The following is a 22,836-nucleotide window of genomic DNA, read 5'->3' as shown; positions in this document are numbered from 1 at the left end:
GAGGCGGAAAGATGAACGCAGCGAAAGACTGCACCCTGCAGGAAAAGCTCCTCCGATGCGCCATGGCGCTCATCCTGGCGGCGGGGGCGCTGCTCGCCTCCGTGGCGGCCTCGCCCGCCTACGCCGCGCCGAGCACGGTAGACGTGTCCATCGGCGGCAAGATCCCCTACGGCGGCTTCGCCACCACGTGGATGAGCGCCGACGGGAACATCGCCTACTGCGCCGAGCCCTCGTCCCCGACGCCCGCGCCGGGCTCCTACTCGACGAGCCCCGTGCCGAGCGGCGACGTGACAGCGGCGATCTGGTACTCGTTCGGCTCTCCCGGCTTCGACGCGTCGATGTTCCCGGGCAGCTGGTACGACGGCGGCGGCTGGGACGACGCGAAGTACGCCGCGGCGAGCCATGTGCTCATCGCCTACGCCTACTCTGGGTCCGAGTCGGCTGCCACGCACGGCACGAGCGCCGAGTTCGCCTCCTGGGCGAAATCCGAGCTGATCGGCGGGACCTTCGCCAAGATGAAGGCGGGCGCCGGCAAGGTATCCGCCGGGTTCGAGGCATTCTGCGTCAGGACCGGCGGCGGCTCTCAGACGCTCGTGAGCTTCAGCTGGTCCACGGGCGGAGTCAAGGTCGCCAAAACGGACTCCGAGGCGGGCGCGGAGCCCCAGGGCGACGCCTCGCTCGACGGCGCGAGCTTCTCCGTCGTTAACGAGACCGGCCGCTACGTGCTGGTCGGCGGCAAGTACTACGCCGACGGCGAGGTATGCGCCACGATAAAGACCGCGCCCGAGGACGGGTCGCACGTCGCCGCGACCGGCGCCGACACCCTCCCCGCGGGCAATTACCGCATCGTCGAGTCCGGCGCGCCCGAGGGCTACGACGCCAGCGACGCCTCCGTCACGTTCACCGTGAAGGCCGACGAGATGCGCGACCTCACGGGCGACCCCGTGACCGACGAGGTCTTCCGCGGCGGCGTGCAGGTGACCAAGTCCGACAAGGAGCTGCAGGCGTCCGAGGCGCTCGCGGGCAGCGGCCACAAGGAGGCGCCTGGCGAGCACCCCGGCCTCGACGGGATCGAGTTCACCGTCACGAACCGCTCGGCGCACAAGGTCCTCGTTGACGGCGAATGGCGCGAGCCGGGCGAAGCCGTGGCCACGCTGACCACCGCATGGAACGACGAGGCCGGCGCCTACACCGCGCAGACCGCGGCCGACGCACTGCCGTACGGGACCTACGACGTGCGGGAGACGGCGACGAACGGGAGCTACCTGCTGACCGACGGCGAGCCCCGCACCTTCGAGGTCCGCACCGGCGGCGAGATCGTGAGCGCCTCCGCGGACGGCGCCGCGCTCGAGTTCCGCGACCAGGTGGTGCGCAACGACCTCGAGCTCTCCAAGAAGAGCGAGTCCGACAACGCCGGCCTCATGGTCCCGTTCGCCATCGAGAACGCGGCCACCGGCGAGACTCACGTGCTGGTCACGGACCGCAACGGCGACGCGTCGACCGCGAGCAGCTGGAACAGGCACTCGAGGGACACCAACGCCAACGACGCCCTGCTCGGCCATGAGGGTCCGATCGAGCCCGCCGAAATGGACCCGAAGGCCGGCATCTGGTTCTCGCTCGGCAAGGACGGCTCCTCGGCGCCGGTCGACGACTCGCTGGCGGCCCTGCCGTACGGCGCCTACACCATGACCGAGCTGCGCTGCGATGCCAACGAGGGCCTCGAGCTCATCACGAGGAGCTTCTGGGTCGATCGCGACTCGACGGTCGCGAAGGCCGTGTGGATGGGCCTCGACGACCAGGAGGGCCCGCGCATCTCCACCACGGCAAAGGACGGGGCGGACGGCGACAAGGACGTCTCGGCCGACGCCGAGGCCAAGGTCGTCGACACCGTCGCCTACGAGGGCCTGAAGGCCGGCGAGGAGTACGAGCTCTCGGCCACCCTCGTCGACAAGGCGACCGGCGAGCCCGTGGCCGACGCCTCGGGCGTGCCCGTGGAGGCCAAGGCCGAGTTCGCCCCCGCGCTCTCGACCGGCAGCCAGGACGTCGAGATCGCCTTCGACGCGAGCCTGCTCGGCGGCCGCGACCTGGTCGCGTTCGAGAGCCTACGCAAGGACGAGGCCGAGGTGGCGTCGCACGCGGACCTCTCCGACGAGGGCCAGACAGTCCACGTCGCCGTCGAGGTGGGCACGCAGGCGGCCGACGCCGCCGACGGCGACCAGGTCATCGAGGCCGGCAAGGCCAAGGTCATCGACACGGTGGCCTACAAGGGCCTCGTCCCCGGCGAGACCTACATCGCCGTGGGCACGCTCATGGACAAGGGCACCGGAGAGCCGTTCCTCGACAAGGACGGCAACGAGGTGACCGCGCGCACGCCCTTCGAGCCCGAGGCACCCTCCGGCACCGTCGAGGTGACCTTCGAGTTCGACACCGAGGGCCTGGCCGAGGGAGACGAGCTCGTCGTCTTCGAGAAGGTCCTGGACTCCGCCGGCAACGTCGTGGCGGCCCACGAGGACATCGACTCCGCCGAGCAGAGCGTCGTCGTGGACAACCCCGGCACGCCCGAGGTCCCCGAGGAGCCCTACGCCAAGACCGGGGCCGACGCCCCCGACGGCACCGGCTACGCCGTGGCCGCGGGCATCGCTCTGGCAGCTGCGGCGGGTGCGGGCGGGGCGCTCGCGTACCGCAAGCGCAAGACGGCCGGCGCAAGCAAGGACGCGGCAGACGAAGAGCCGGAAGAGTAGCGGCGCCGCATCGATACCGAACCGGAGGCCCTGGGCGCTCGCCCGGGGCCTCCCCTGCGAACGGGGGAGGACATGAACAAAGGGAAAGCCGCCACGGCGCTCGCCATTGCCGTGGCGTTGCTGGCGATGGGGGCGCTCGCCGTCCTGCCGCTGTCCGAGAGGAACCCTTACGAGGTGCACGAGGTGCCTACTGCGGAAGAGGACGCGACAATGGAGGCTCAAGAGACGGGAGGCGGCATCGACTGGGACGCCCTTCCCGCCTCCGTCGTCGCTTGGGTGCGCGTGCCGGGCACGACCGTCGACTACCCGATCGTCCAGGGCCGGCCCGAATCGCCCGACTTCTACCTCACGCACGACGCCGGCGGCGAAAGATCCGCGTGGGGCGCTCCCTACATAGATGCCGGGTGCGCGCAGGGTGCCGAGAGCCCGCTCGTCATCGTCTACGGGCACCACATGTCCGACGGCACCATGTTCGCGCCGCTCGCGCAGTACTCGTCGCGCGACTTCGCCGAGGGGCACCGCACCATCCGGATCTACACCCGCGAGAAGGCGATCGAGCTCAAGGTCTTCGCGGCCGACGTGGTCGACGCGAGCTCGGAGGGCAAGCGGACCGACTTCGCCGACGCGGCGGAGCTCGCCGCCTACCTCGGGGACAAATTGTCCCGGTGCGAGGTCGTCCTGGAAGAGCCGGCGGACATCGCGCAGGCCTGGGCCTTCGTGACGTGCAGCTACCAGACGAGCAACTCGCGCACCGTCGTCTACGCGAAGGAGGTGGAAGGATGGGATTCGCGCCCTTCGGAATAGGGCTCCTCATGGGGCTCCTCACGCTCACGGCCTACGCCTGCTGCGCAGCCGGCGACGACGACCGGGACTAGCCGTGGGAAATCGAAATCGCACAACGGAAAGAGGCGGGCAATTGCCCGCCTCTTCTCACATCACCCACTTGAACACGGCACGGAACAGCCAGACGAAAAAGCCCAGCGTGACCTTAAGCGCCGCCATGAGGAACCTACCAAGCCTCTTCATCGACGTCACCCCAATCTTCCTTGACCTTGCGGGCGCCCTCGTCGGCGCCCTCCTCCTTCTCTTGCGCGAGCAGCCTCGCCAGCTCGTCGGGCACGCCCGGGACCTCTGCCCTCCCCAGAGCGCGCTGCAGGTCCCTTATCTGCGATTTCAGCGGTTTTGAGGGAGGGCCCACGTGCTCGCGGTAGCAGGCGCCGATCGCGGCCGCGTCGCACAGGAAGCCCCGCACCCGGGCGAACGCCTCGTCGCCGTCGAGCAGGACGCGGCGGGCTCGCCCCAGCTCGGCCTCCGAGGCCAGCATGAAGCGCCAGCCACGGGACCTGCGCGCGGCCGGTATCCCGTCCGCGGGCGCGTCGGCGCGCCAGTCGTCGCGCACCTGGTGCCAGTTCGCCGTGAGCCAGAGCCCCTTCTCGGGCTCCTCCCGCATCTCGAGCTCGAACTCCGTGAGCATGTTCGCGCCGGAGAACGGCGACCCCTCCGTGAACGAGAGCGTGTCGAACAGCGTCGTCCTGCCGCCCTCGTACTCTATCCTCACCATCATCTCCGGCCCCTCTCCCTGCGCTGGTCCTGCTGGGCCCGCTGCCGCTCGGCGGCGAGGATGCGCTGTTGCTCGTCCGCTCGGTGGCACTGGCGCGAATTGCCGCTGGCATCGTCGCGCCCTTCACCGTCCCCGTAGCGGGTCTTGAGCGGCATGAGCCCGTTCTCGGCCATGTAGGCGCGGGCGGCCTCGAGGCGACGGTATCCCTCGCCGCCCGCCTGGCCGCGCCGCTCGAGCGTCGCCATCCTGAGCCCGAACTCCTCGATGGACTCGACGTCGAACTTCGCGCACGTCTCGAGCGCCGAGGAGAGCCTGCTCAGCTCCGAGAGGTCGTTGAGCTCGAGGGCTCGCTCGGCGGCCTCGCGGATCCGCGCGGCGCTCGCGTCCGTGGGGCGGTAGGCGCCTTCGCGCTCGAAGCGCCGGCGCAGCATCTCCTTGCCGTAGACGAACCCCAGGCGCTCGCCGGTTACCTTCTTGGACGGTTCCTCCGCCAGGCTGAACACCCAGTCGTCCCGCCGCGCCTTGGCCGAGTTGTCGGCGACGTGCACGCCCAGGGCGTCGAGGATGCCGAAGAACTCCGCCTCGTCGCGCGCCGTGGTCTTGGCGAGCGCGACGCGGGCGCGGATGTCGCCGACCCACGAGTAGCCGCCCGAGCGCATGATCTCCTTCTCGGCCCGGCCCAGGTAGACGCTCCTGCGGCTCCTGGGCCCGCCCGCACCTGCCCGCCCGCGCGCCTTCGACGGAGATTCGGGCGCCCGGTCGTTGGAGAGCCCCGACAGCCCGCGCTCGCGCGCCATGTCCTGCAGGTCTCGGTTGAGGTCCTCGGGGTGCTGGGTCTGCATGCGGTAGCCGGTGCGGAGGTTGGCGTTGTTCACGACGATGTGCGCGTGCGGTATGCCGCGGGCGTTGTCGTCGTGGTAGACGATGGCGATCTCGTGGTCGTCGAAGTGCCTGAGCGCCCACGAGCACGCGAGCTCGCGCAGCGTCGCCAGGTCGATGTCGTCGCCGGGGTCCGGCGAGAGCACGAAGTGCTTGAACGTGCGCGCGGGCTTGCCCCTCCAGGGTGCGTCCGTGCCGAACGCGGCGCGCGTGGCGTCCATCTCGGCGTCCCAGGCGCAGGCCTCCTTGGCGTCTTCCCCCAGCGCGCCGGCGTCGCGCTCGTCGTAGCTCAGGTTGAACAGGTCGCGCGCCAGGGCGCGGCCTCCCTTCTCGAGGTAGCGGCGGATGCCGCCCGTCGAGCCGTGGCCGCTTATCGGCTTCAGGATCGGCATGGCGAGCCCTCCACGAGCGAGTCGGCGCCGATGCGACCGAGCTCCGCCGCCATCTCTCGGGCCGCGGCGTTCACGTCGGCGAGCTCGCGCTCGATCGTCGGGATGCTATCCGCGACGAGGTCGCGGTCGACGTGCCCGTGGCGGGCGTGGAAGTTGATGAGGTTCATCGCGTGCACGGCCTGGTTGTAGTGGTAGCCCCACTTCGTGAGCTCTCGCGACATCGCCCACAGGGCTCTGCGGTCCACGAGTATGCGGTGCTCGTCTCCCGCGTTGGCCTCCGTCGACAGCGGTATGCGAACGAGGTAGCGCAGGTACTCCGACTTGCTGAGGCCGGCACGCTCGCACCGCTCGCAGAGCGCGTCGTAGTCGCCTCCCTCCATGCGGAACGTGACGCGGCGCTCCTTGCCTTTGGCGGCGCCGGCTTCCTCTTCCATGGCGGATTCCTTTCCTCGGGCCCGCCGCGCGGCGGGCGCGTCTCTCTAGGGGTGCGGGGGATCCCCCGCAGGCGGCGGCCCGGCTCGGGCGCCGCCTCTGGGACCGGGCCTCGCGAAAGCGGGCTCCCGAACGGCCCGCGGCATGACGGGTCCGAGGCCGCCCGGTCCCCAAGTGCTATGGACGCCCGACGCGATGTCGGACGCCATAGGCTACTTGCTGGATTTCGGGCCTGAGGCCCTTCTGCGGCGCTTTCGGGCATCGGTGCCCGCATCCGTGTAGGGCGCGGTCATGAGCGCCATCTCCCGCAGCAGCGAGAGGTCGGCCGGGCTCGGGCTCTCGGGCGGGCTCTCCAGGAAGTCGGCGACGAGCCTCGCGGCCTTCGCGATGCGGCCGTCGGGGCCTGCCTGCGTCTTGCCCTCGCTCCTCACGTAGTCGGAGAGCTCGCGCTTGGTGCGCCGCCAGGGCTCCATCGCGGCGTGCATCTCCGCCTGGCGCTCCTTCGGCATGCCCGCGAGCGTGCGCACCGCCTCGGCGCTGAGGTTGCCGCGGTCGGCCTCGGCGGCCCACTCGGGCGAGAGGTCCTCGGCGATGCGGCGGGCAAGCCTCTCCTCGCGCGCGATGGTCTTGCCGGAGACCTTGCGGCCCGTCTGCCGCTCGATGATGGCGGCCTTCACGTCGTCGACGCGCATGCCGGAAAGCGACGGGTCCTCGGAGCGCAGGCGCACGGCGTCGCCCCTGAGCGCCTCGGTCGCTGCGGCGCGCTCGGTCACGGTGAGCGCGCGGGTGAAGTAGTTCGCGGCGTGGAGCAGCGTCACCGCCCGCTCGTCGTCGATGCCCTCTATCACGCGGCAGGGCATCTTCTCGTAGGCGGGGTCGTCCTTGGCGAGCAGCGCGTAGGCGGCCTTGCGCCGGTGCCCGGAGACCATCTGCCACGAGCCGTCGCCGACCTTGCGCACGAGCGGCAGGTCGGTGAGGCCGTCCTCGCGTATGGACTCGGCGAGCTCGGCTATCCCCGTTGGGTCCATGGAGTAGGCGGCGTTCGCCGGGTGGTCGGCGATGTCGGCCACCGCTATCTCGGACACCGGGTAGCGCCCGCGGGTGCGCGACGCGCCGTCGAGAAGCCCCGTGATGGTGAAGCCCGCGGCCACCTGGCTAGGCGAGCTCACGGGACACCTCGTCGGCGAGAGCTTCGTAGTCGCGTGCGGGGCGGCTCCCCGGCTCGAAGGCCGCCACCGGCTTCCATTGCCAGCTGCCCTCGCAGACCTTGCTGCTCGCGTGGATGACCGTCTCGAACTGCTCGCCCGGGAAGAACCCGTCGAGCACGGCCGCGCCCGTGGCCTCGGCGTTGGTCATGCGGCCGGGCACGCAGGTGCGCAGTATCTTCCATCTGGGCGTGGGCATGCGCAGAGCGTCCGCGATGGAGCGCGTCGCCTCCACGGTGAGCGCCGTGCCGCGCATCACGGTGGAGTCGAGCTTCACGGGGATGACGACCATGCCGCCCTCCGTTGCGGCGAGGTAGGCGTTGAAGGCGAGCCTGCGCATCACGGGGCTGCAGTCGATGAGGCAGACGTCGTAGGAGCCCGAGGCGTCGTCGAGGGCGAACTTGAGGCGCTGCTCGCGCAGGAGCATCTCGTTCTGGTCGACGAGGTCGATGGTCGAGGCCACCACGTCGAGGCCCTCCCCGGCGGCGTAAGCGACCTCTTCCACGGGCGCGCCGCCGTAGAGCAGCTCGACCGAGGTGCGGCGCTCGGAGGCGGCGCGGTCGTAGAGGCCGAAGAAGTCGGTGGCAGACGCCTGCGGGTCGAGGTCGACGAGCAGGGTCCGAAGGCCCCTGGCGGCGAAGATGGCCGCCAGGTTGACGGCGGTCGTCGTCTTGCCGACGCCGCCCTTGTAGTTGGAAATGGCTATCGTGCGCATGGGTCGCGTCCTCTCTAGCGTGGGGCGCGCCTCGCCGCATCCGGTCCGGCGCGCCCCGAGTCTCGGAGCGTCGGGACAAAACCGTACGGATTTGTCCGACAAGCGGAGTGTACCACGAAAACGTACGTATATGTACGTTTTCGTGGTACAGGGGCCGGTTTCGGGGGAAAGCCCGGCCCCGGGAGCCCGGGGCCGGGCGCGCCGCCTAGGAGAGCGGCTCCATCTCGCCGAAGCAGTTGATGTGGTGGCGAAGGAGTGCGCGGTTCTCCTTGACGACCATCATCGCCACCTCGTCGAAGCGGACCGGGGTGTCGGCGTAGTCGTCGCCGTTGCCGGCGAGCCACCTCGCCGCCAGCGCCTCGCGCAGCCCGCGCGCCCTGTGGGCCTCGGGGAAGCCGTCCGTCCCGATCCGGACCGTGGCGTCGACGAAGACCAGGGTCCCGTCCTCGTCCACCGCCACGAGGTCGATCCCGCCGATGCCCTCGGGTCCCTGCCAGGCCTCGTCGACGATCTCGTAGCCCTTGCGCTCGAGGAAGGCCTTGACCGCGCCCATCGCCTTTTCCTTCATGTCGTTCATGTCTTGCTCCTTAGACTCTGAGGCCCGCCCCTGTGGCGTGCCTTGCGCCGCGTGAGTCGCATGCAGCGCGGGCGTGCCTGCAAGGGAGGAAGCGAAGTCGGGCATGGAAATAGAAGTCTCCCGACGGCAGTTTTTCGCGTTGTTCGCGCGCGGAGCGCATGGGGCGAAGAACCCGAAAAAGTGTCGCGGCCCTTGCTGGCCGCCTGCCGGCGTGCGACCCTGCGCGTCCAAGGAGCGCCGGGGCGGGTATTCGGATCAAAGGGGCGCAGGCGTGCGGCATGGAATCCGGCGTGGGCGCCGAGACCCTCCGGGCATGGGATGCGGCCCATCGGCGGTTGCTGGGCTCCCGCGGGGATTGACGACGACGTCGTGGCGGGGACGGAGGCGGGTTCCCGAGTCGCGGCGCCGCGGCATGAGTCGGGACGGACGGCTTTCCCGTGCCGCTTGCGGCCGATATGCGCACGGGACCGCGGGCGGCGAGATGGTTCTCCGCATGGAACGGCTACGGTGCTGCGCGACACGTCCGTTGAGAGAAGGAGGCGAGCTGATGTTGAGCCACGAAGAGAAGTTGGAGCGCATCGAGCTCATCGATGCCGTGTGCGATGCCGGGAGGCTGGCGAGGGGCCTGGACCAGCTGCTCGAGTCCCTGGCGCATGCCGACCAGCTGGACCCGCTCGACGTCGAGGGGATTCTGGCCCTGAAGTCGATAAGTGAGAGGTGCGCCGAGCGCATCGGCGACGCCGCGCGAATCTTGGAGGCTCAGAACGAGGTTCTCTACGCCGAGGAATGGGCAAACGCCAAACCTCGCGAAAACGAGAGATGAGGACCCGAACGAAAGCGGCCATCCAAGCCCGATCAGGGCGTCCATCGCCGTCCGCGCTCATATAAAGCCTGGACATCGGCTGTCCTCGCATTCCCAGTGCCGCCGCGTGCCGTCGCGTTATAATGCTGCAAACGCATTTGTATTGCATTTCGAGCGATGGGAGCGCAGATGCCCGACAGCTACAAGGAGCTCATCAAGAGCAATCCCGACGAGACCGAGATCAGAAGCTTCCTGGTGGACGGCGACCAGGTCTCCGTGACCCTGCGCATCCCCGACACCCTGCGCGACGCGGCGAAGGAGGAGGCGGCCCTGCGGGGCATGAGCTTCTCCGCCTTCGTGCGCACCTGCATGATCGAAGAGCTCGCGAAAAAGGGGGCATAGAGGCGTGAAGTCGCTAAGCAACGTCGGCGCGGAGCGCCTGGGAGACGCCCTCGGCGAATCCATCGACGACGGCGCGAAGTTGTCGATAATCAGCTCGTATTTCACCGTGTTCGCCTACGGGGAGCTCAAAGAGGAGCTCTCCAAGGTCGACGAGGTGCGCTTCCTGTTCAGCGAGCCCACCTTCATCAAGCGCATGGCCGACTCGAAGGAGCCGCGCGAGTTCGAGGTAGCCCGCCGCGCGCGCGAGGTCGGCGTCGGCGGCTCGGGGCTCGAGCTCACGCTGCGCAACAACCTAAACCAACGCGCGCTCGCCCGCGAATGCGCCGAGTGGATCCGCGAGAAGGGCGTCTTCAAGTCCGCCAAGACGTCCGGCGCCATTCAGCCGGGCGGCACCTACGTGGTGGAGAACCCATCCGGCGACGACCACGCCTTCATGGGCGCCGCCGCGAACTTCACGCAGGAGGGCCTCGGCTACGAGCGCCGTCCGGGAACCGTGACCTGCGTGAGCCATTTCGAGAACGCGACCGAGGCCGTCGGCCTCAAGATGATGTTCGAGTCGGTCTGGGACAACCCTGCCATGGTCGAGGAGGTCACCGCGCAGGTGGCCGCCCAGGTCGAGACGCTCTACCGCGAGAACCCGCCCGAGTTCATCTATTTCCTGACCCTGTACCACCTGTTCCGCGACTTCATGGAGGACGACGAGGACAACGGCATCCGCCCCGGCCTCAAGTTCGAGGAGTCCGTGGTCTGGAGCAAGCTCTACGACTTCCAGAAGGACGCCGTCGTGGGCGCCATCCGCAAGCTGGAGAAGTACAAGGGCTGCATCATCGCCGACTCGGTGGGCCTGGGCAAGACCTACGAGGCGCTCGCCGTCATGAAGTACTACCAGGAGCGCAACGACCGCATCCTCGTGCTGTGCCCGAAGCGCCTGCGGGACAACTGGACCCTGTGGACGCAGGACAACGACGACCGCAACCCGCTGGCCGACGACCGCTTCAGCTACACGGTGCTCAACCACACCGACCTGTCGCGCTACCACGGCATGAGCGGCGAGGTGGACCTCGAGCACCTGCGCTGGGGCCACTTCGACCTCCTCGTCATCGACGAGAGCCACAACTTCAGGAACAAGAGCACCGACGCGGACAAGACCGACCGCTACACGCGCCTCATCGAGGACGTCATCAAGTCGGGCCAGCGCACGAAGGTGCTCATGCTCTCTGCCACCCCGGTGAACAACCGCCTGCTCGACCTGCGAAACCAGATCGAGCTCATCACCGAGGGAGACGACGCGTACCTCGCCGATACCGATGGCATCCCGTCGATCACCCACGTGACGCGCGTCGCCCAGCAGAGGTTCAACGAGTGGAGCAAGCTCTCCGACTCCGAGCGCACGACCGAGAGCTTCGTGAACGCGGTGAACGCCGACTACTTCAAGCTGCTCGACGTGCTGACCATCGCGCGCAGCCGCAAGCACATCACGAAGTACTACGGCGCCGCGAGCGGTACCTTCCCGGCGCGCCGGCCGCCCCTGTCGTTTCAGACGCCCATTGACCTAGAAGGCGAGCTGCCGCCGATTGCCGTGCTCAACGACATGATCGCCCAGCTCACGTTCGCCCAGTACCAGGTGCTCTCCTACGTGCGCGCCGACCAGCGCCGCAAGTACGAGGACCGCTACGGGGACACGTGGGGCAAGGACTTCGAGAGCCAGGTCCACCGCACGACGGCGGTGGCCAACCTCATGCGCGTCAACGTCCTCAAGCGCATGGAGTCCTCCGTGAACAGCTTCCGCATCACGCTGCGACGAATCCTCGACGGCTGCGTCGACCTGCGCGCGAGGCTCGACGCCGACGCGTCGGGGGTCGCCTACGGCACCGAGGGCCTCGAGGACGGGTTCGACGACGACGATGCCGAGGAGTTCGAGGCCGGCGGCAAGGTGCGAGTCGACCTGCGAGACGTCGACGCCCTGCGCCTGGGCCAGGACCTCGACTTCGACATCCAGGTGCTCCGGGCCCTGCTAACCTATGCCGACGCGGTGACGCCCGAGCGCGACGCCAAGCTCGTGAAGCTGCGCGACTTCATCGCGGGCAAGGTCAGCGAGCCGTACAACCCCGGCAACCGCAAGGTGCTGGTGTTCAGCGCGTTCGCCGACACGACGGCGTACCTTTTCGAGCAGCTGGCGCCCTGGCTGAAGCGCGAGCTCGGAATCGAGTGCGCCGAGGTGGCGGGCAGCTCCAACCGGACCTACTCGCTGAAGCTTCCCAGGACCACCTTCGAGAACATCCTCGCGAGGTTCTCTCCCGTCTCAAAGGAGCTGCCGGAGAGCCAGCGGGAGCTCGGCGAGATCGACGTCGTCTTCGCGACGGACTGCATCTCCGAGGGCCAGAACCTGCAGGACTGCGACTGCCTGGTGAACTACGACATCCACTGGAACCCCGTGCGTATCATCCAGCGCTTCGGCCGCATCGACCGCCTGGGATCGAAGAACTCCCAGATCCAGCTGGTCAACTTCTGGCCGGACATCGCGCTCGACGAGTACATCCAGCTCGAGGGCCGCGTGAAGGGGCGCATGGCGCTGCTCGACGCGTCGGCAACCGGCGAGGAGAACGTGCTGGAGGCCAAGGGCAATGGAGAGATGAACGACCTCAAGTACCGTCGCCGGCAGCTCCAGCAGCTCAAGAGCGAGGTGCTCGACCTCGAGGACATCTCGGGCGGCATCTCGATCACGGATTTCGCCTTCGACGACTTCCGCGTGGAGCTCCAGCGCTACGCCAAGGAGCATCCCGGCGCGTTGGAGAACTCGCCGGCGGGACTGCACGCCGTGGCCCCCATCCCCGACGAGCTTCGCAGCGACGTGAAGCCAGGCGTGGTCTTCTGCCTCAAGCAGAACGACGAGGGCAACGATCCCAGGGACACGAACCCTGTCTTCCCGTACTACGTGGTGTACGTGTCGGCCGACGGCGAGGTCATGACGAAGCACACCCAGCCCAAGCCGGCGCTCGACATCATGCGCGCCGTCTGCTCTGGGCATCCCGAGCCCATCGCTAAGCTGTGCCGCGAGTTCAACCGCGAGACCCGCGACGGGACGAGGATGGACGCCTACACCGACCTGCTTGACGATGTCGTTGCGGCCATCACCGGAACGCAGCAGGACAAAGGCATCGAGAGCCTGTTCAGCCTGGGAGAGGTCGGCAGCGGCACCGTCATGGGCTTCAACGACTACTCGTTGGTATGTTTCGCGGTGCTGCGATGAGCGGCATCGACTGGAACGGAATCCTGCGCCTGCCCGAAGCGGCGCTCGCGGGATGCCGCCGCATTCCCAAGACGGTGCTCGTCAAGCAGGCCATGCTCACCAAGACCGAGCAGAAGAGGCTCGACAAGGTCGCGCGCCTCGAGCACTTCGCCACGGTCCAGAAGTCCACGACGCGCATCCCGCCGTACGAGGACGACGAGCGCAACGTGCAGAGCGTCGTCTTCCTCCGTTGCGAGATGACAGCCGGGACCATGGCGGTGGCCGAGGTGGCGGAGCTCGTGCACAAGTGCTTCCCGAACCCGACGGTGCTCCTGGTCGAGGCGGGCGGCTGCGCGTGCATATCGGTCGCCCTCACGCGGAGGAGCCAGGCCGAGCAGGGCGCGACGGTCGTCGACCGAGTCGAGTCGACGGGCGCGTTCGATCCTGGCCGTTCAGAATACGCGGACTTCCTAGGCGCGCTGGCATTCGGGCGGCTCTCGCAGGGCGACCTCTGGGAGTACCTGGTCGACCTGTCGCGCACCGTAGCGCTGTCCCGCGCGATTGGCGGCCTGGGGTTCTACCCCGTATGCCCCGCTCGAGACCGGGAAAAGCTGATCGCCCTCACGTCGCGCTACGATGAGATGGGAGCCTCCGTCAAGCGGCTGAAGGAGCAGCGGCGGTCGAAGGACATAACGCTCAACGAGTCCGCGAAGCTGAGGATGGAAATGAAGGAAGAGGAGCGACGCCTGAGGGCGGTCGCCGATGAGATAAAGGAGATCTGCAATGGCCGTTCTAGATGAGTATATTTTGCGAGCGGCGCGCCTTTTGAGTGATGCTGCAGATGAGGATGTTGATGCGCTCTGCCGTGAAATCATGCAGGTCTTCGACCTCGACTACACTAACCCCGAGGCTTTAAAATATATCAATTCCTCAAGCTCATTTCGCTACTCGAAAAGCGACCTAGGGATGATTCTCCAGAAGCTGCGCCTAAAGCGGGAAGACTCAGACGACAAAGCGTTCGGTGCCGCATTCTGCGCAACTATAACGCAGCATATCAGGAGACTGGAGCAAGCTCTTGAAGAGGGCGTGAAAGACGACGAGCTCAAAGCCGTATACGACTCAATCGACTACGTCTACGCAAACGCGAGGGGCTACGACTCCTACACGGACGGACTAGCCTCCTATTCCTATGGGTCTTCCAATCGCAATGATTTCAACGATGAACAGACGCAACTACGTATCGACAAACTGAAGCATTTCCGTGATGAGGAGCTCCGTAAGCTGAAAATCGCCGAAGCGCAGGGCGCTAGCGTCAGCCTCACGGCATCCGCCACGAGCAACGTACAGGTCACGTTAGAGGCAACCTTTGAACAGATTGACAAATTGCCAGAGACAACGCTTTCCGATGACGAGAAGACGCTGCTCAAAGGGATGATGGGCGATCTCAACACAAAAGATAAAAGCAAACGGGGCAGCAAGCTTGACAAACTCCTGAGCTGGCTTGCCGGCAAGGGCACCGACGTTTTTATTGCCGCCATGCCCTACATAGTTCAACTAATCAAATCTCAACTTTCCTAGGAGGAGACCTCATGGGCGAGATAGAAAAGATGACTCTTGAATCGGAGAGTCTTATTGACGACCGCCTGAATAAGCTCAAGGAGCTGATGCCCGAAGTGTTCTCCGAGAGCGGAATCGACTTCGACAAACTGCGGCTGGAGCTTGGCGACGAGGTAGACGAGGGCCTGGAGCGCTATGCGTTCACGTGGCCCGGCAAGGCCGATGCCATCCGCCAGTCGCAGATGTCCAGCACTGCTACTTTGCGTCCCCGTATCGAGAAAAGCCGCAGCCGCGATGGAGAGGATGGGTCCTTCGACTCGGACAACATTTATATCGAAGGCGACAATCTCGAGGTGCTGAAGCTCCTACAGCGCGGCTACCACGGCAAGGTCAAGATGATCTACATCGACCCACCCTACAACACGGGTCACGACTTTGTCTACAAGGACAATTTCGGCAACTCTGTCGATAACTATAAGGAGCAGGCGGGACTCGCCGGCCAGTCCAACGCCGACACAAGTGGCCGCTACCATAGCGACTGGTGCTCGATGATGTACCCTAGGTTGAGACTGGCTCGAGAGCTCCTAACCGACGATGGCGTCATTTTCATTTCGATTGACGATAACGAAGACCGCAATTTGCGCATCCTCTGTGACGAGGTGTTCGGAGAGGCAAATTTCGTTTCTCAGCTAATCTGGGAACGAGCTTACTCGCCCAAGAATGACGCCAAATACGTTTCAAATAGCCATGATTATGTTCTCGTATACGCCAAATCCATTGAGCGCTTTGTGATTGGACGCCTGCCGAGAACAGACGAGGCAAACGCCCGCTACAAGAATCCAGACAACGACCCTCGAGGCGTTTGGAAGCCAAGCGACCTCAGTGTAAAGACTTACAGCCCAGATTCCGACTATCCAATCACAACGCCCTCGGGGCGTGTTGTAGAGCCTCCAGCAGGACGCTGCTGGAGGCTCTCGCGAAACGCGTTTCGCGAGAGACTCCAGGATAACCGCATTTGGTTTGGCCCAAACGGCGACAGCGTCCCTTGCATCAAGCGTTTCCTAACAGAGCTCAAATATGATGGAATGGCTCCAACTTCAATCATGTTTTACAAAGAAGTGGGTCACAGCCAGGAAGGCGCCAAGGAGCTCGTATCTCTATTTGACGGAAAGGGCTATTTCGATGGACCGAAACCGACGAAACTACTTCAGCGCCTGATAACCCTTGCGAATCTGCTAATGTGCGATAAAGAAGTAATAGAAGTGTAAAAAATTTTGCCGTTCCTATCCGGCACTTAGGGCTGTGTCGGATAGGTCAGGCGTTAGGCTTCCGGCAAGTCTATCTTGCCGACAAAGCTGTAATAAATCTCAATGTCCTGCCTGCGGGTGCCGTTCTCGTCATAGCTGCACTCATGCACGACGATTTTCTCAATCATTTCCCGCAAGAGGGTGGGGGTCAATTCTTCAAAAGCAAGGTGCTTTCTCACAATCCCCATGAATTTCTCGGCGTTGACGGTGGCGGCCTGCGACTTGGAAAGTTCCTCCTGCAAAGCGGCAGCCCGGTCTTTCAGTTCCCGCTGCTCCTGCTCATAGTCCGCCGACAGCTCCATGAAACGCTCGTCGCTGATTTTGCCGCTTACATTGTCCTCATACAGCCGCTTGATAATGCGGTTCACTTCGGCAATGCGTGTCTGGGCCTGTTCAAGCTGCTTCGTGGCTGCGGCGGTCTTTCTCTTGCCGCCGATTTCGTTCTGCTGGATGAGCAGCTTTACAAAGCGGCTCTCATGCCTGGCGGCGTATTCCGTCACTTGCCGGAGATTGGAAAGCACGCCCGCCGTCAAAAGGTCGGTGCGGATAAAGTGTGCCGTACAGTCACGGGTACGCTTCTTGTAGCTGCCGCAGATATAACAGTCCTGCTTGCGGTTCTATTCGTCTGTTCCTGGTTCAAAATAGTTTCTCCTCTCTGATACTGATTTTATCAATGATATTTCGCAATAGCCAGCAATGAACGCTTGCATTGCGCAAGACGTTACATTATCTTCTGAAACATATAGCGCACCTTGTCCAGGCGGCTGTTTGGACGGCGGGGCTGGATGACTGGCTTGCCGACAGCGGCCTGATACCCTTTCAGTTCTGTAAGGCATACGCTCTGCCCGTTGGTGTAAAAGGCCAGATCAGTACGGTATGCCTGTATACAGCGGGCGGGAATCTCGCCAGTAAAGACAACTTCATCCTTTTTTACCTGGACCGTTTCGATGGTGGCACAGTATTTCGGTGCATCATGATAAGCCCTGGAAAGATATTCCCGGGGCGCATAGAGGGTGAAGGAGAGATAAGGTTCCAGCAGTTGCGTCCCTGATTCCTTCAATGCCTGTTCCAATACAATCGGGGCCAATGAGCGGAAGTCCGCCGGCGTGCTGACCGGACTGTAATAAAGCCCGTATTCAAAGCAAATCTTACAGTCCGTTACGTTCCAGCCGAACAAGCCCTGCTCCAGCCCGTAACGGATACCATCCCTGACAGCGTTTTGAAAACTCTGGTTCAAGTATCCCAGCGAAACCCGGCTCTCGTATTGTACACCGGAGCCAAGCGGGAGTGGTGTAACAGACAGTCCGATGGATGCCCAAAACGGGTTGGGCGGCACCTCGATATGGATGGTGTGGCTGGCTGCTTTGAGCGGCCGCTCCATATAAATGACGGTGGGTTCCTTTACCACTGTTTCAAGCTTGTATTTTTCCGACAGCAAAGCGGAAACAACCTCCAACTGCACCCGGCCCAAAAAAGAAAGAATGATCTCATGGGTGATGGAATCCACCTCGCAGCGCAAAAGCGGGTCAGTATCCGCAAGTTGCGTAAGAGCGTCCAGCAGCCGTTCTCTTTGCGCTGCCGTTTTCGGCGCAATCGACGTCCGCAGCATGGGGAGGGGGTCCTCACGCCACCTTTTACGAGGGAGCCGGGTTGGGTCCCCTAATACATCGTTTAACCTCACGCTGTCGCTGGGAAGGATAACAATTTCACCCGGATAAGCGGTGTCTGTCCGAACAATTTCCCCTTTGGATGGAATACGCATCTCTGTGATTTTCAGCTTTTCTCTCCCGGCCAGGGCCACCGTATCCCGCAGGCGCAGCGTTCCGCTGTATAGCCGTAGATAGACACGCCGCTGGCCGCAATCTGTATACTCCACCTTGAAAACGCTGCCGCATAGGGCGGCGCTCCCCTGTTCCCCAATCGGTTGGAACAGCCCTGTCACCGCATCCATCAACGGTTGAATGCCAAGGCCCTTTTTGGCGCTGCCATAATAGACCGGGAACAGGGAGGCGTCTTGAACCCGCCGCTGTTCCTCCCGCACAAGTTTTTCCCGGCTGATTGGTTCTCCTGCGATATACTTTTCCAATAATTTATCGTTATTTTCGATGACCGCATCCCATGCTTCTATGTCGGTATTTTCCTCCAGGACTATTTCCGGGGACAGCGACACCGTCTGCTTGATGATAATATCGGCGGAGAGCTTATCCCGAACAGACTGAACCACGCTCTGCAAATCAACGCCAGCCTGGTCGATCTTGTTGATAAAGATAACGGTGGGAATGTTCATTTTCCGCAGGGCATGGAACAGAATACGGGTCTGGGCCTGCACGCCATCTTTAGCGGAGATCACCAAGATGGCCCCATCTAAAACAGCCAAAGAGCGGTACACCTCCGCCAAAAAATCCATGTGGCCGGGCGTATCCACAATGTTGACTTTACATCTGTGCCACTGGAAGGAAGTGACTGCCGCTTGAATGGTAATCCCACGCTGCCGCTCCAAAAACATGGTGTCCGTCCTCGTTGTCCCTTTTTCGACGCTCCCCGGTTCTGAAATGGCTCCGCTGGCATATAGCAGGCTCTCCGTCAAGGTCGTCTTTCCAGCGTCTACATGGGCAAGAATTCCAATATTGATTATTTTCATGTGATTGTCCTCCCTTTACTGCCCCGAAGGGCATAAAAATCCCCAGCAGTAAAATACTTTTACCACTGGGGATGATAATTTGCGGACATACACATATGCAGCATACACCTGTTTGTGAGTGCTGTTTTTGGGGATATGTCAAAATTGATAAGGCAAAAGTATTCTTAAATTGGGTACAAAAAACTAAGCCCCTACAAAATGGACTATCATAATCCTTTGTTCCCACTATTTGATTATAGTTTTATTTAAGAATACCTTGCCGCATATTTTTTACTCCTTTTCTGGACTTGAATTATTATATCACATCAGTTTTAGGAAAACAAGTATCTAAAAGAAATTTTTCTTCCCCTTATATGTAACAATCATACCGGCTTCCTAACGTTCAGAATGGTTTCTACTGTCTGCTGCGGTGTTTGGTTGGAATTGTCCAGCCAAAAGCCGATCCGTGGTGTTGTCTGCATTTTACTAAATACAAATTCAATGTATACAGAAAGAAATATATAAGGAGTGGGAGGGATTCCGCCGTAGTCGGCATTGTAGGAAAATCCAAAAGTTTAGATTTTCTCAAAATGCTTATCTTTTGGTCTTTGGTTCGGAATAGTGTAGTGCTGGCGGTCTATCTATTGTTTTCGGTTGCTTGCTTCTTTACCGTACATGAGCATTTAAGCACGGGTGATATTGTGCTTGATTTTTTCTCAGGCTCAGCATCGACCGCCCATGCCATGTTCCTGCAGGAGCTCGGAAAAGATGATCGCTATCAGTTTATCCTTGTCCAGCTTCCAGAGCCTTGTGACCCGAAACGCGACGCCTACAAGGACGGGTATGAGACTCTCTGCGACATAGGCGAAGGACGCATTCGCCGCGCAGGCGACAAAATCAAAACCGAGCTCGAGGAATCCAACCGTCAACTCAAGCTTGGCGAGGGACCCAAGCAGCTTCCCGACATCGGCTTCCGTGTGTTCGAGCTCGATGAGTCCGGCATTGAGAAGCCCGAGCCCGGTCAGCTCCTCTTCGACGTGGTCAAGCCCGATCGCTCCGATATGGATATCGTCTTCGAGATGATGCTCAAATGGGGCCTCGAGCTCACGCTGCCCGTCGAGAAGTCTGAAGCCGCGGGCTATCCCATCTGGTCCGTCGCTTGCGACGAGCTCGTCTGCTGCATGTCCCGAGGCCTCACCATTGAGGCGCTCGAGGCCATCGCCGACATGGAGCCCAGGCGCGTTCTCATCCTCGATTCCGTCCTCGACGACACCCTCAAGCTCAACGCCGTGCAGATCTTCAAGCACGCCGGCGAGCGCATGGGCTGTGAGATCGAATTGAGGACGGTCTAGCATGGCGGCGCTCGAGTTCAAGTTCTCATCCGACCAGCAGCACCAGCTGGAGGCCATCGAAGCAACCTGCGACCTGTTCCGCGGACAACAATTTATTGGCAGCGTATTCTCCGCCGATTCCGGCCGCAAAGGCCAGACGGCAATCGGCGAGCTCATGGTCGGCCACGGCAACGAGCTTCGCGTGGCGCCGGGCCAGCTCCTCGACAACCTGCACGCCGTGCAGGAGGAGGGCTGCCTCCCGGCAACCGACGTCCTCACCGATGGGCGCCTGCGAGACTTCACCGTCGAGATGGAGACCGGCACCGGCAAGACCTACGTCTACATCCGCTCCATCTACGAGCTAAACCGCCGCTACGGCATCACCAAGTTCGTTATCGTCGTGCCGAGCGTGGCCATCCGCGAGGGCGTCCTCAAGAGCCTCCAGACCACCCGCAGGCACTTCGAGACGCTCTACGACCGCACGCCGCTCGACTACTTCGTGTACGACTCGAAGGACATGGGGCCGGTGGGTAACTTCGCCACGTCGAGCTCCATCCAGGTCATGGTCATCAACATCGACGCGTTCAACAAGGGCCTCGAGAAGGATGGCACCGCGAAGGAGGGCAACCTCTTCCACCGTCCCAGCGAGAAGCTCACCGGCGGCTTCAGCCCTCGCGAGCTCGTGAGCGCCTGCAAGCCCGTCGTCATCATCGACGAGCCCCAGAGCGTCGACAACACCAAGCAGGCCAAGGCCGCCATCAAGAGCCTGAACCCGCTGTTCGTGCTGCGCTACTCGGCCACGCACAAGCAGGCCTACAACATGATCTACCGCCTCACGCCGGTCGACGCCTTCGAGCGCCACCTGGTGAAGGGCATCTGCGTGGACTCGATCAAGGCCGAGGCGAACCTCAACGGCGCGTACGTGAGGCTCGAGTCCGTCAAGTCCGACCCGTTCTCCGCCAAGGTGTCCATCGACGTGCGCCAGGCCGACGGCACGCAGAAGCGCAAGGCCGTCACGGTGAAGACCGGCAACGACCTCTACCAGAAGAGCGGCGAGAACAGCGACTACGAGAGCGGCTGGGTGGTCAACAACATCGGCGCCGCAGTGGGCGACGAGTTCATAGAGTTCCAGAACGGCGAGGTGCTCGAGCTCGGCGAGGCGCTGGGCGACGTCAACGAGGAGGTCGTCAAGCGCGCGCAGATCCGCCGCACCATCGAGGACCACCTGGCCCGCCAGTTCGAGCTGTGGCCGCGCGGCGTGAAGGTGCTCTCGCTCTTCTTCATCGACCGCGTCGACCGATACCGCGTCTACGAGCCCGAAGTCCACGGCGGCCTGTACGCCCTGATGTTTGAGGAGGAGTACGCAGGTGCCCTGAACTCGAAGGCGCCTCGTCGCATCGCAAAGGCGGCGGGGATCGGCAAGGGCACGTGGCTCGAGTGCTACGAAGCCGTCGGCGCCCCGCTGGTGCGCGACCCCCACGCCGTGCACCAGGGATACTTCGCCAAGGACAAGAAGGGCAAGTTCAAGGACTCCAAGGGAGCCGCCGGCACCGCCGACGACGCCGGGGCCTTCGAGCTCATCATGCAGAAGAAGGAGACGCTCATCTCCTTCCCGGACGGCAAGGACGCGGACAAGGACGTCTCTTTCGTCTTCAGCCACTCCGCGCTCAAGGAGGGCTGGGACAACCCCAACGTGTTCCAGATCTGCACGCTCGTCGAGACAAAGGACAACCTGACCAAGCGCCAGAAGATCGGCCGCGGTCTGCGCCTGTGCGTGAACCAGGATGGCGAGCGCCTGTACGACCCAGAGGCGAACGTGCTCACCGTCATCGCGAACGAGAGCTACGACGACTTCGCCAACGGCCTGCAGAAGGAGCTTGAGGCTGAGGACTTCAAGTTCGGCGTCATCACTCCGGAGAGCTTCACGAAGGTCACGGTCAAGGGCGATGATGGCGTCGAGGAGCGCCTGGGCTACGAGAAGTCCAAGCAGGTCTACGACCACCTCGTCGCGACCGGCATGGTCGACGACAAGGGCGCGGTGACGCCCGAGCTGAAGGCGGCCGCCGAGGAGGGCAAGGTCGAGCTCCCCGCCGAGCTCGAGCCTGCCAAGGAGCAGGTCGAGGCGATCATCATCCACAAGTCCCAGAGGGTCCAGATCCGTGACAAGGCCAAGGAGGTCTCGGTCGAGCTGCAGAAGGACGTCACGCTCGACCCTGCGTTCCAGGCCCTGTGGGACCGCATCCGCCAGCGCACGCGCTTCCAGGTCGAGGTCGACTCCGGCAAGCTCATCGAACATGCCATCGAAGCTGTCGACGGCATGCTCGCCGTGCGCCCGCCCCAGGTGACGAGCGAGCGTGCCTCGCTGGGCATCGACGACGCGGGCGTGAGCGCCGAGGGCACGGGCACCTCCGTGGTGTCCGTTTCGGGAAAGGTGAAATACGACCTTCCCGACCCGATCGCAGAGCTGCAGGACGCCGTCGGGCTCACCCGCGGCACCATCAAGGCGATCCTCGAGGGCTGCAGCCGCCTCGACGAGTTCGAGATCGACCCCGCGACCTTCCTCGCGCAGGTCGGCGACAAGATCAACCGCGTGAAGAACGACCTCATCGCCCAGGGCATCAAGTACGTGCGCCTTCCCGAGGACGAGTGGTACACCATGCGCGACCTCGAGCTTGACGACTACACGGCCTACCTTGGGCAGAACGCGTGGAAGCCGGACATGACGAGCAAGAGCCTGTACAACTACGTGGTCTACGACTCGGCGGGGGTCGAGCGCTCCTTTGCCGAGGCTCTAGACAAGCAGGAGGAGGTTCTCGTGTTCGCGAAATTGCCCTCAGCGTTCAAGATCGACACGCCGCTCGGCAGTTACAACCCCGACTGGGCGTACGTCGAGGAGGCCGACGGCGAGCGCCGCGTGTACTTCGTGACCGAGACCAAGGGCGGCAAGAACGGCGAGCCCGCCCTGCGCGACGCGGAGAAGATCAAGATCGGCTGCGCCAAGAAGCACTTCGAGGCGCTGGACCTCGGAAACGACTTCCATTACAACGTGCGCACGACCTACCAATACGAGGCGGTGAAGGCTTAGG

At 63.5% G+C, this 22,836-nt stretch carries 17 protein-coding genes and 1 pseudogene; 10 read left to right on the top strand and 8 right to left on the bottom strand.

The window, feature by feature from the left end; translation table 11 throughout:
• Positions 1-11: 11 nt before the first annotated feature.
• Complete coding sequence (locus tag J3T93_RS03065; protein WP_267430461.1) at positions 12-2,741, top strand: VaFE repeat-containing surface-anchored protein; 2,730 nt, start codon at positions 12-14, stop codon at positions 2,739-2,741.
• Positions 2,742-2,813: 72 nt separating this feature from the next.
• Positions 2,814-3,545, top strand: a complete 732-nt coding sequence (locus J3T93_RS03060; RefSeq protein ID WP_071128194.1) for a class B sortase — start codon at positions 2,814-2,816, stop codon at positions 3,543-3,545.
• A gap of 205 nt (positions 3,546-3,750) precedes the next feature.
• On the opposite strand, the gene J3T93_RS03055 is transcribed toward J3T93_RS03060, so the two are convergent.
• From J3T93_RS03055 to J3T93_RS03030, 6 genes are all read right to left on the bottom strand, one after another.
• Positions 3,751-4,305: a hypothetical protein gene (locus J3T93_RS03055; RefSeq protein WP_073293304.1), complete on the bottom strand. Its 555-nt coding sequence runs from the start codon at positions 4,303-4,305 to the stop codon at positions 3,751-3,753.
• Positions 4,302-5,573, bottom strand: coding sequence for a relaxase/mobilization nuclease domain-containing protein (locus tag J3T93_RS03050; RefSeq protein ID WP_096227023.1), 1,272 nt, complete (start codon positions 5,571-5,573; stop codon positions 4,302-4,304). Before J3T93_RS03050 ends, J3T93_RS03055 begins: the two co-directional genes overlap by 4 nt.
• Positions 5,561-6,007, bottom strand: a complete 447-nt coding sequence (locus tag J3T93_RS03045) for a CopG family transcriptional regulator (RefSeq protein ID WP_015540324.1) — start codon at positions 6,005-6,007, stop codon at positions 5,561-5,563. The genes J3T93_RS03050 and J3T93_RS03045 overlap by 13 nt, the downstream gene beginning before the upstream one ends.
• A 210-nt stretch (positions 6,008-6,217) precedes the next feature.
• Positions 6,218-7,156 carry a ParB/RepB/Spo0J family partition protein gene (locus tag J3T93_RS03040; protein WP_234992741.1) on the bottom strand — a complete coding sequence of 313 codons (939 nt, stop codon included), beginning with the start codon at positions 7,154-7,156 and terminating at the stop codon, positions 6,218-6,220.
• Between the two features lie 4 nt (positions 7,157-7,160).
• Positions 7,161-7,925 (bottom strand): ParA family protein, encoded by a 765-nt coding sequence (locus J3T93_RS03035; RefSeq protein ID WP_033499416.1) that lies wholly within the window; start codon positions 7,923-7,925, stop codon positions 7,161-7,163.
• A gap of 205 nt (positions 7,926-8,130) precedes the next feature.
• Complete coding sequence (locus tag J3T93_RS03030; RefSeq protein WP_096227021.1) at positions 8,131-8,502, bottom strand: YraN family protein; 372 nt, start codon at positions 8,500-8,502, stop codon at positions 8,131-8,133.
• Positions 8,503-9,049: 547 nt separating this feature from the next.
• Here J3T93_RS03030 and J3T93_RS03025 point away from each other — a divergent pair.
• The 6 genes from J3T93_RS03025 (at position 9,050) to J3T93_RS03000 (ending at position 15,760) form a co-directional block, all read left to right on the top strand.
• Positions 9,050-9,325: a hypothetical protein gene (locus J3T93_RS03025; RefSeq protein ID WP_052118776.1), complete on the top strand. Its 276-nt coding sequence runs from the start codon at positions 9,050-9,052 to the stop codon at positions 9,323-9,325.
• Between the two features lie 156 nt (positions 9,326-9,481).
• Positions 9,482-9,706, top strand: a complete 225-nt coding sequence (locus tag J3T93_RS03020; RefSeq protein WP_006720139.1) for a YlcI/YnfO family protein — start codon at positions 9,482-9,484, stop codon at positions 9,704-9,706.
• Positions 9,707-9,710: 4 nt separating this feature from the next.
• On the top strand, positions 9,711-12,956 hold the full coding sequence (locus J3T93_RS03015; RefSeq protein WP_033499418.1) for a helicase-related protein: 3,246 nt from the start codon (positions 9,711-9,713) through the stop codon (positions 12,954-12,956).
• A complete protein-coding gene (locus tag J3T93_RS03010) occupies positions 12,953-13,735 on the top strand; it encodes a DUF4391 domain-containing protein (protein WP_033499419.1) in 783 nt (260 codons plus the stop codon). Before J3T93_RS03015 ends, J3T93_RS03010 begins: the two co-directional genes overlap by 4 nt.
• On the top strand, positions 13,719-14,513 hold the full coding sequence (locus J3T93_RS03005) for a hypothetical protein (RefSeq protein WP_033499420.1): 795 nt from the start codon (positions 13,719-13,721) through the stop codon (positions 14,511-14,513). The genes J3T93_RS03010 and J3T93_RS03005 overlap by 17 nt, the downstream gene beginning before the upstream one ends.
• 11 nt (positions 14,514-14,524) lie before the next feature.
• A complete protein-coding gene (locus J3T93_RS03000; RefSeq protein WP_197702168.1) occupies positions 14,525-15,760 on the top strand; it encodes a site-specific DNA-methyltransferase in 1,236 nt (411 codons plus the stop codon).
• A gap of 53 nt (positions 15,761-15,813) precedes the next feature.
• Here the strand turns inward: J3T93_RS03000 and J3T93_RS02995 are convergent.
• Together J3T93_RS02995 and tet(W) are read right to left on the bottom strand one after the other, a co-directional pair.
• A pseudogene (locus tag J3T93_RS02995) lies at positions 15,814-16,413 on the bottom strand (DUF4368 domain-containing protein); the annotation flags it as partial.
• 107 nt (positions 16,414-16,520) lie between these two features.
• Positions 16,521-18,440 carry a tetracycline resistance ribosomal protection protein Tet(W) gene (gene tet(W), locus J3T93_RS02990; protein WP_000691721.1) on the bottom strand — a complete coding sequence of 640 codons (1,920 nt, stop codon included), beginning with the start codon at positions 18,438-18,440 and terminating at the stop codon, positions 16,521-16,523.
• Positions 18,441-19,045: 605 nt separating this feature from the next.
• On the opposite strand from tet(W), the gene J3T93_RS02985 reads away from it, so the two are divergent.
• Positions 19,046-19,771, top strand: a complete 726-nt coding sequence (locus tag J3T93_RS02985; RefSeq protein WP_197702167.1) for a hypothetical protein — start codon at positions 19,046-19,048, stop codon at positions 19,769-19,771.
• A 1-nt stretch (position 19,772) separates the two neighbouring features.
• Positions 19,773-22,835 carry a type III restriction-modification system endonuclease gene (locus J3T93_RS02980; protein ID WP_033499421.1) on the top strand — a complete coding sequence of 1,021 codons (3,063 nt, stop codon included), beginning with the start codon at positions 19,773-19,775 and terminating at the stop codon, positions 22,833-22,835.
• Position 22,836 lies beyond the last annotated feature (1 nt).

Source organism: Bifidobacterium sp. B4111, from assembly GCF_026537235.1.
Lineage (GTDB): Bacteria > Actinomycetota > Actinomycetes > Actinomycetales > Bifidobacteriaceae > Bombiscardovia.
The sequence above is the reverse complement of the archived record's forward strand: the minus strand, read 5'-3'. Positions and strand labels throughout refer to the sequence as shown.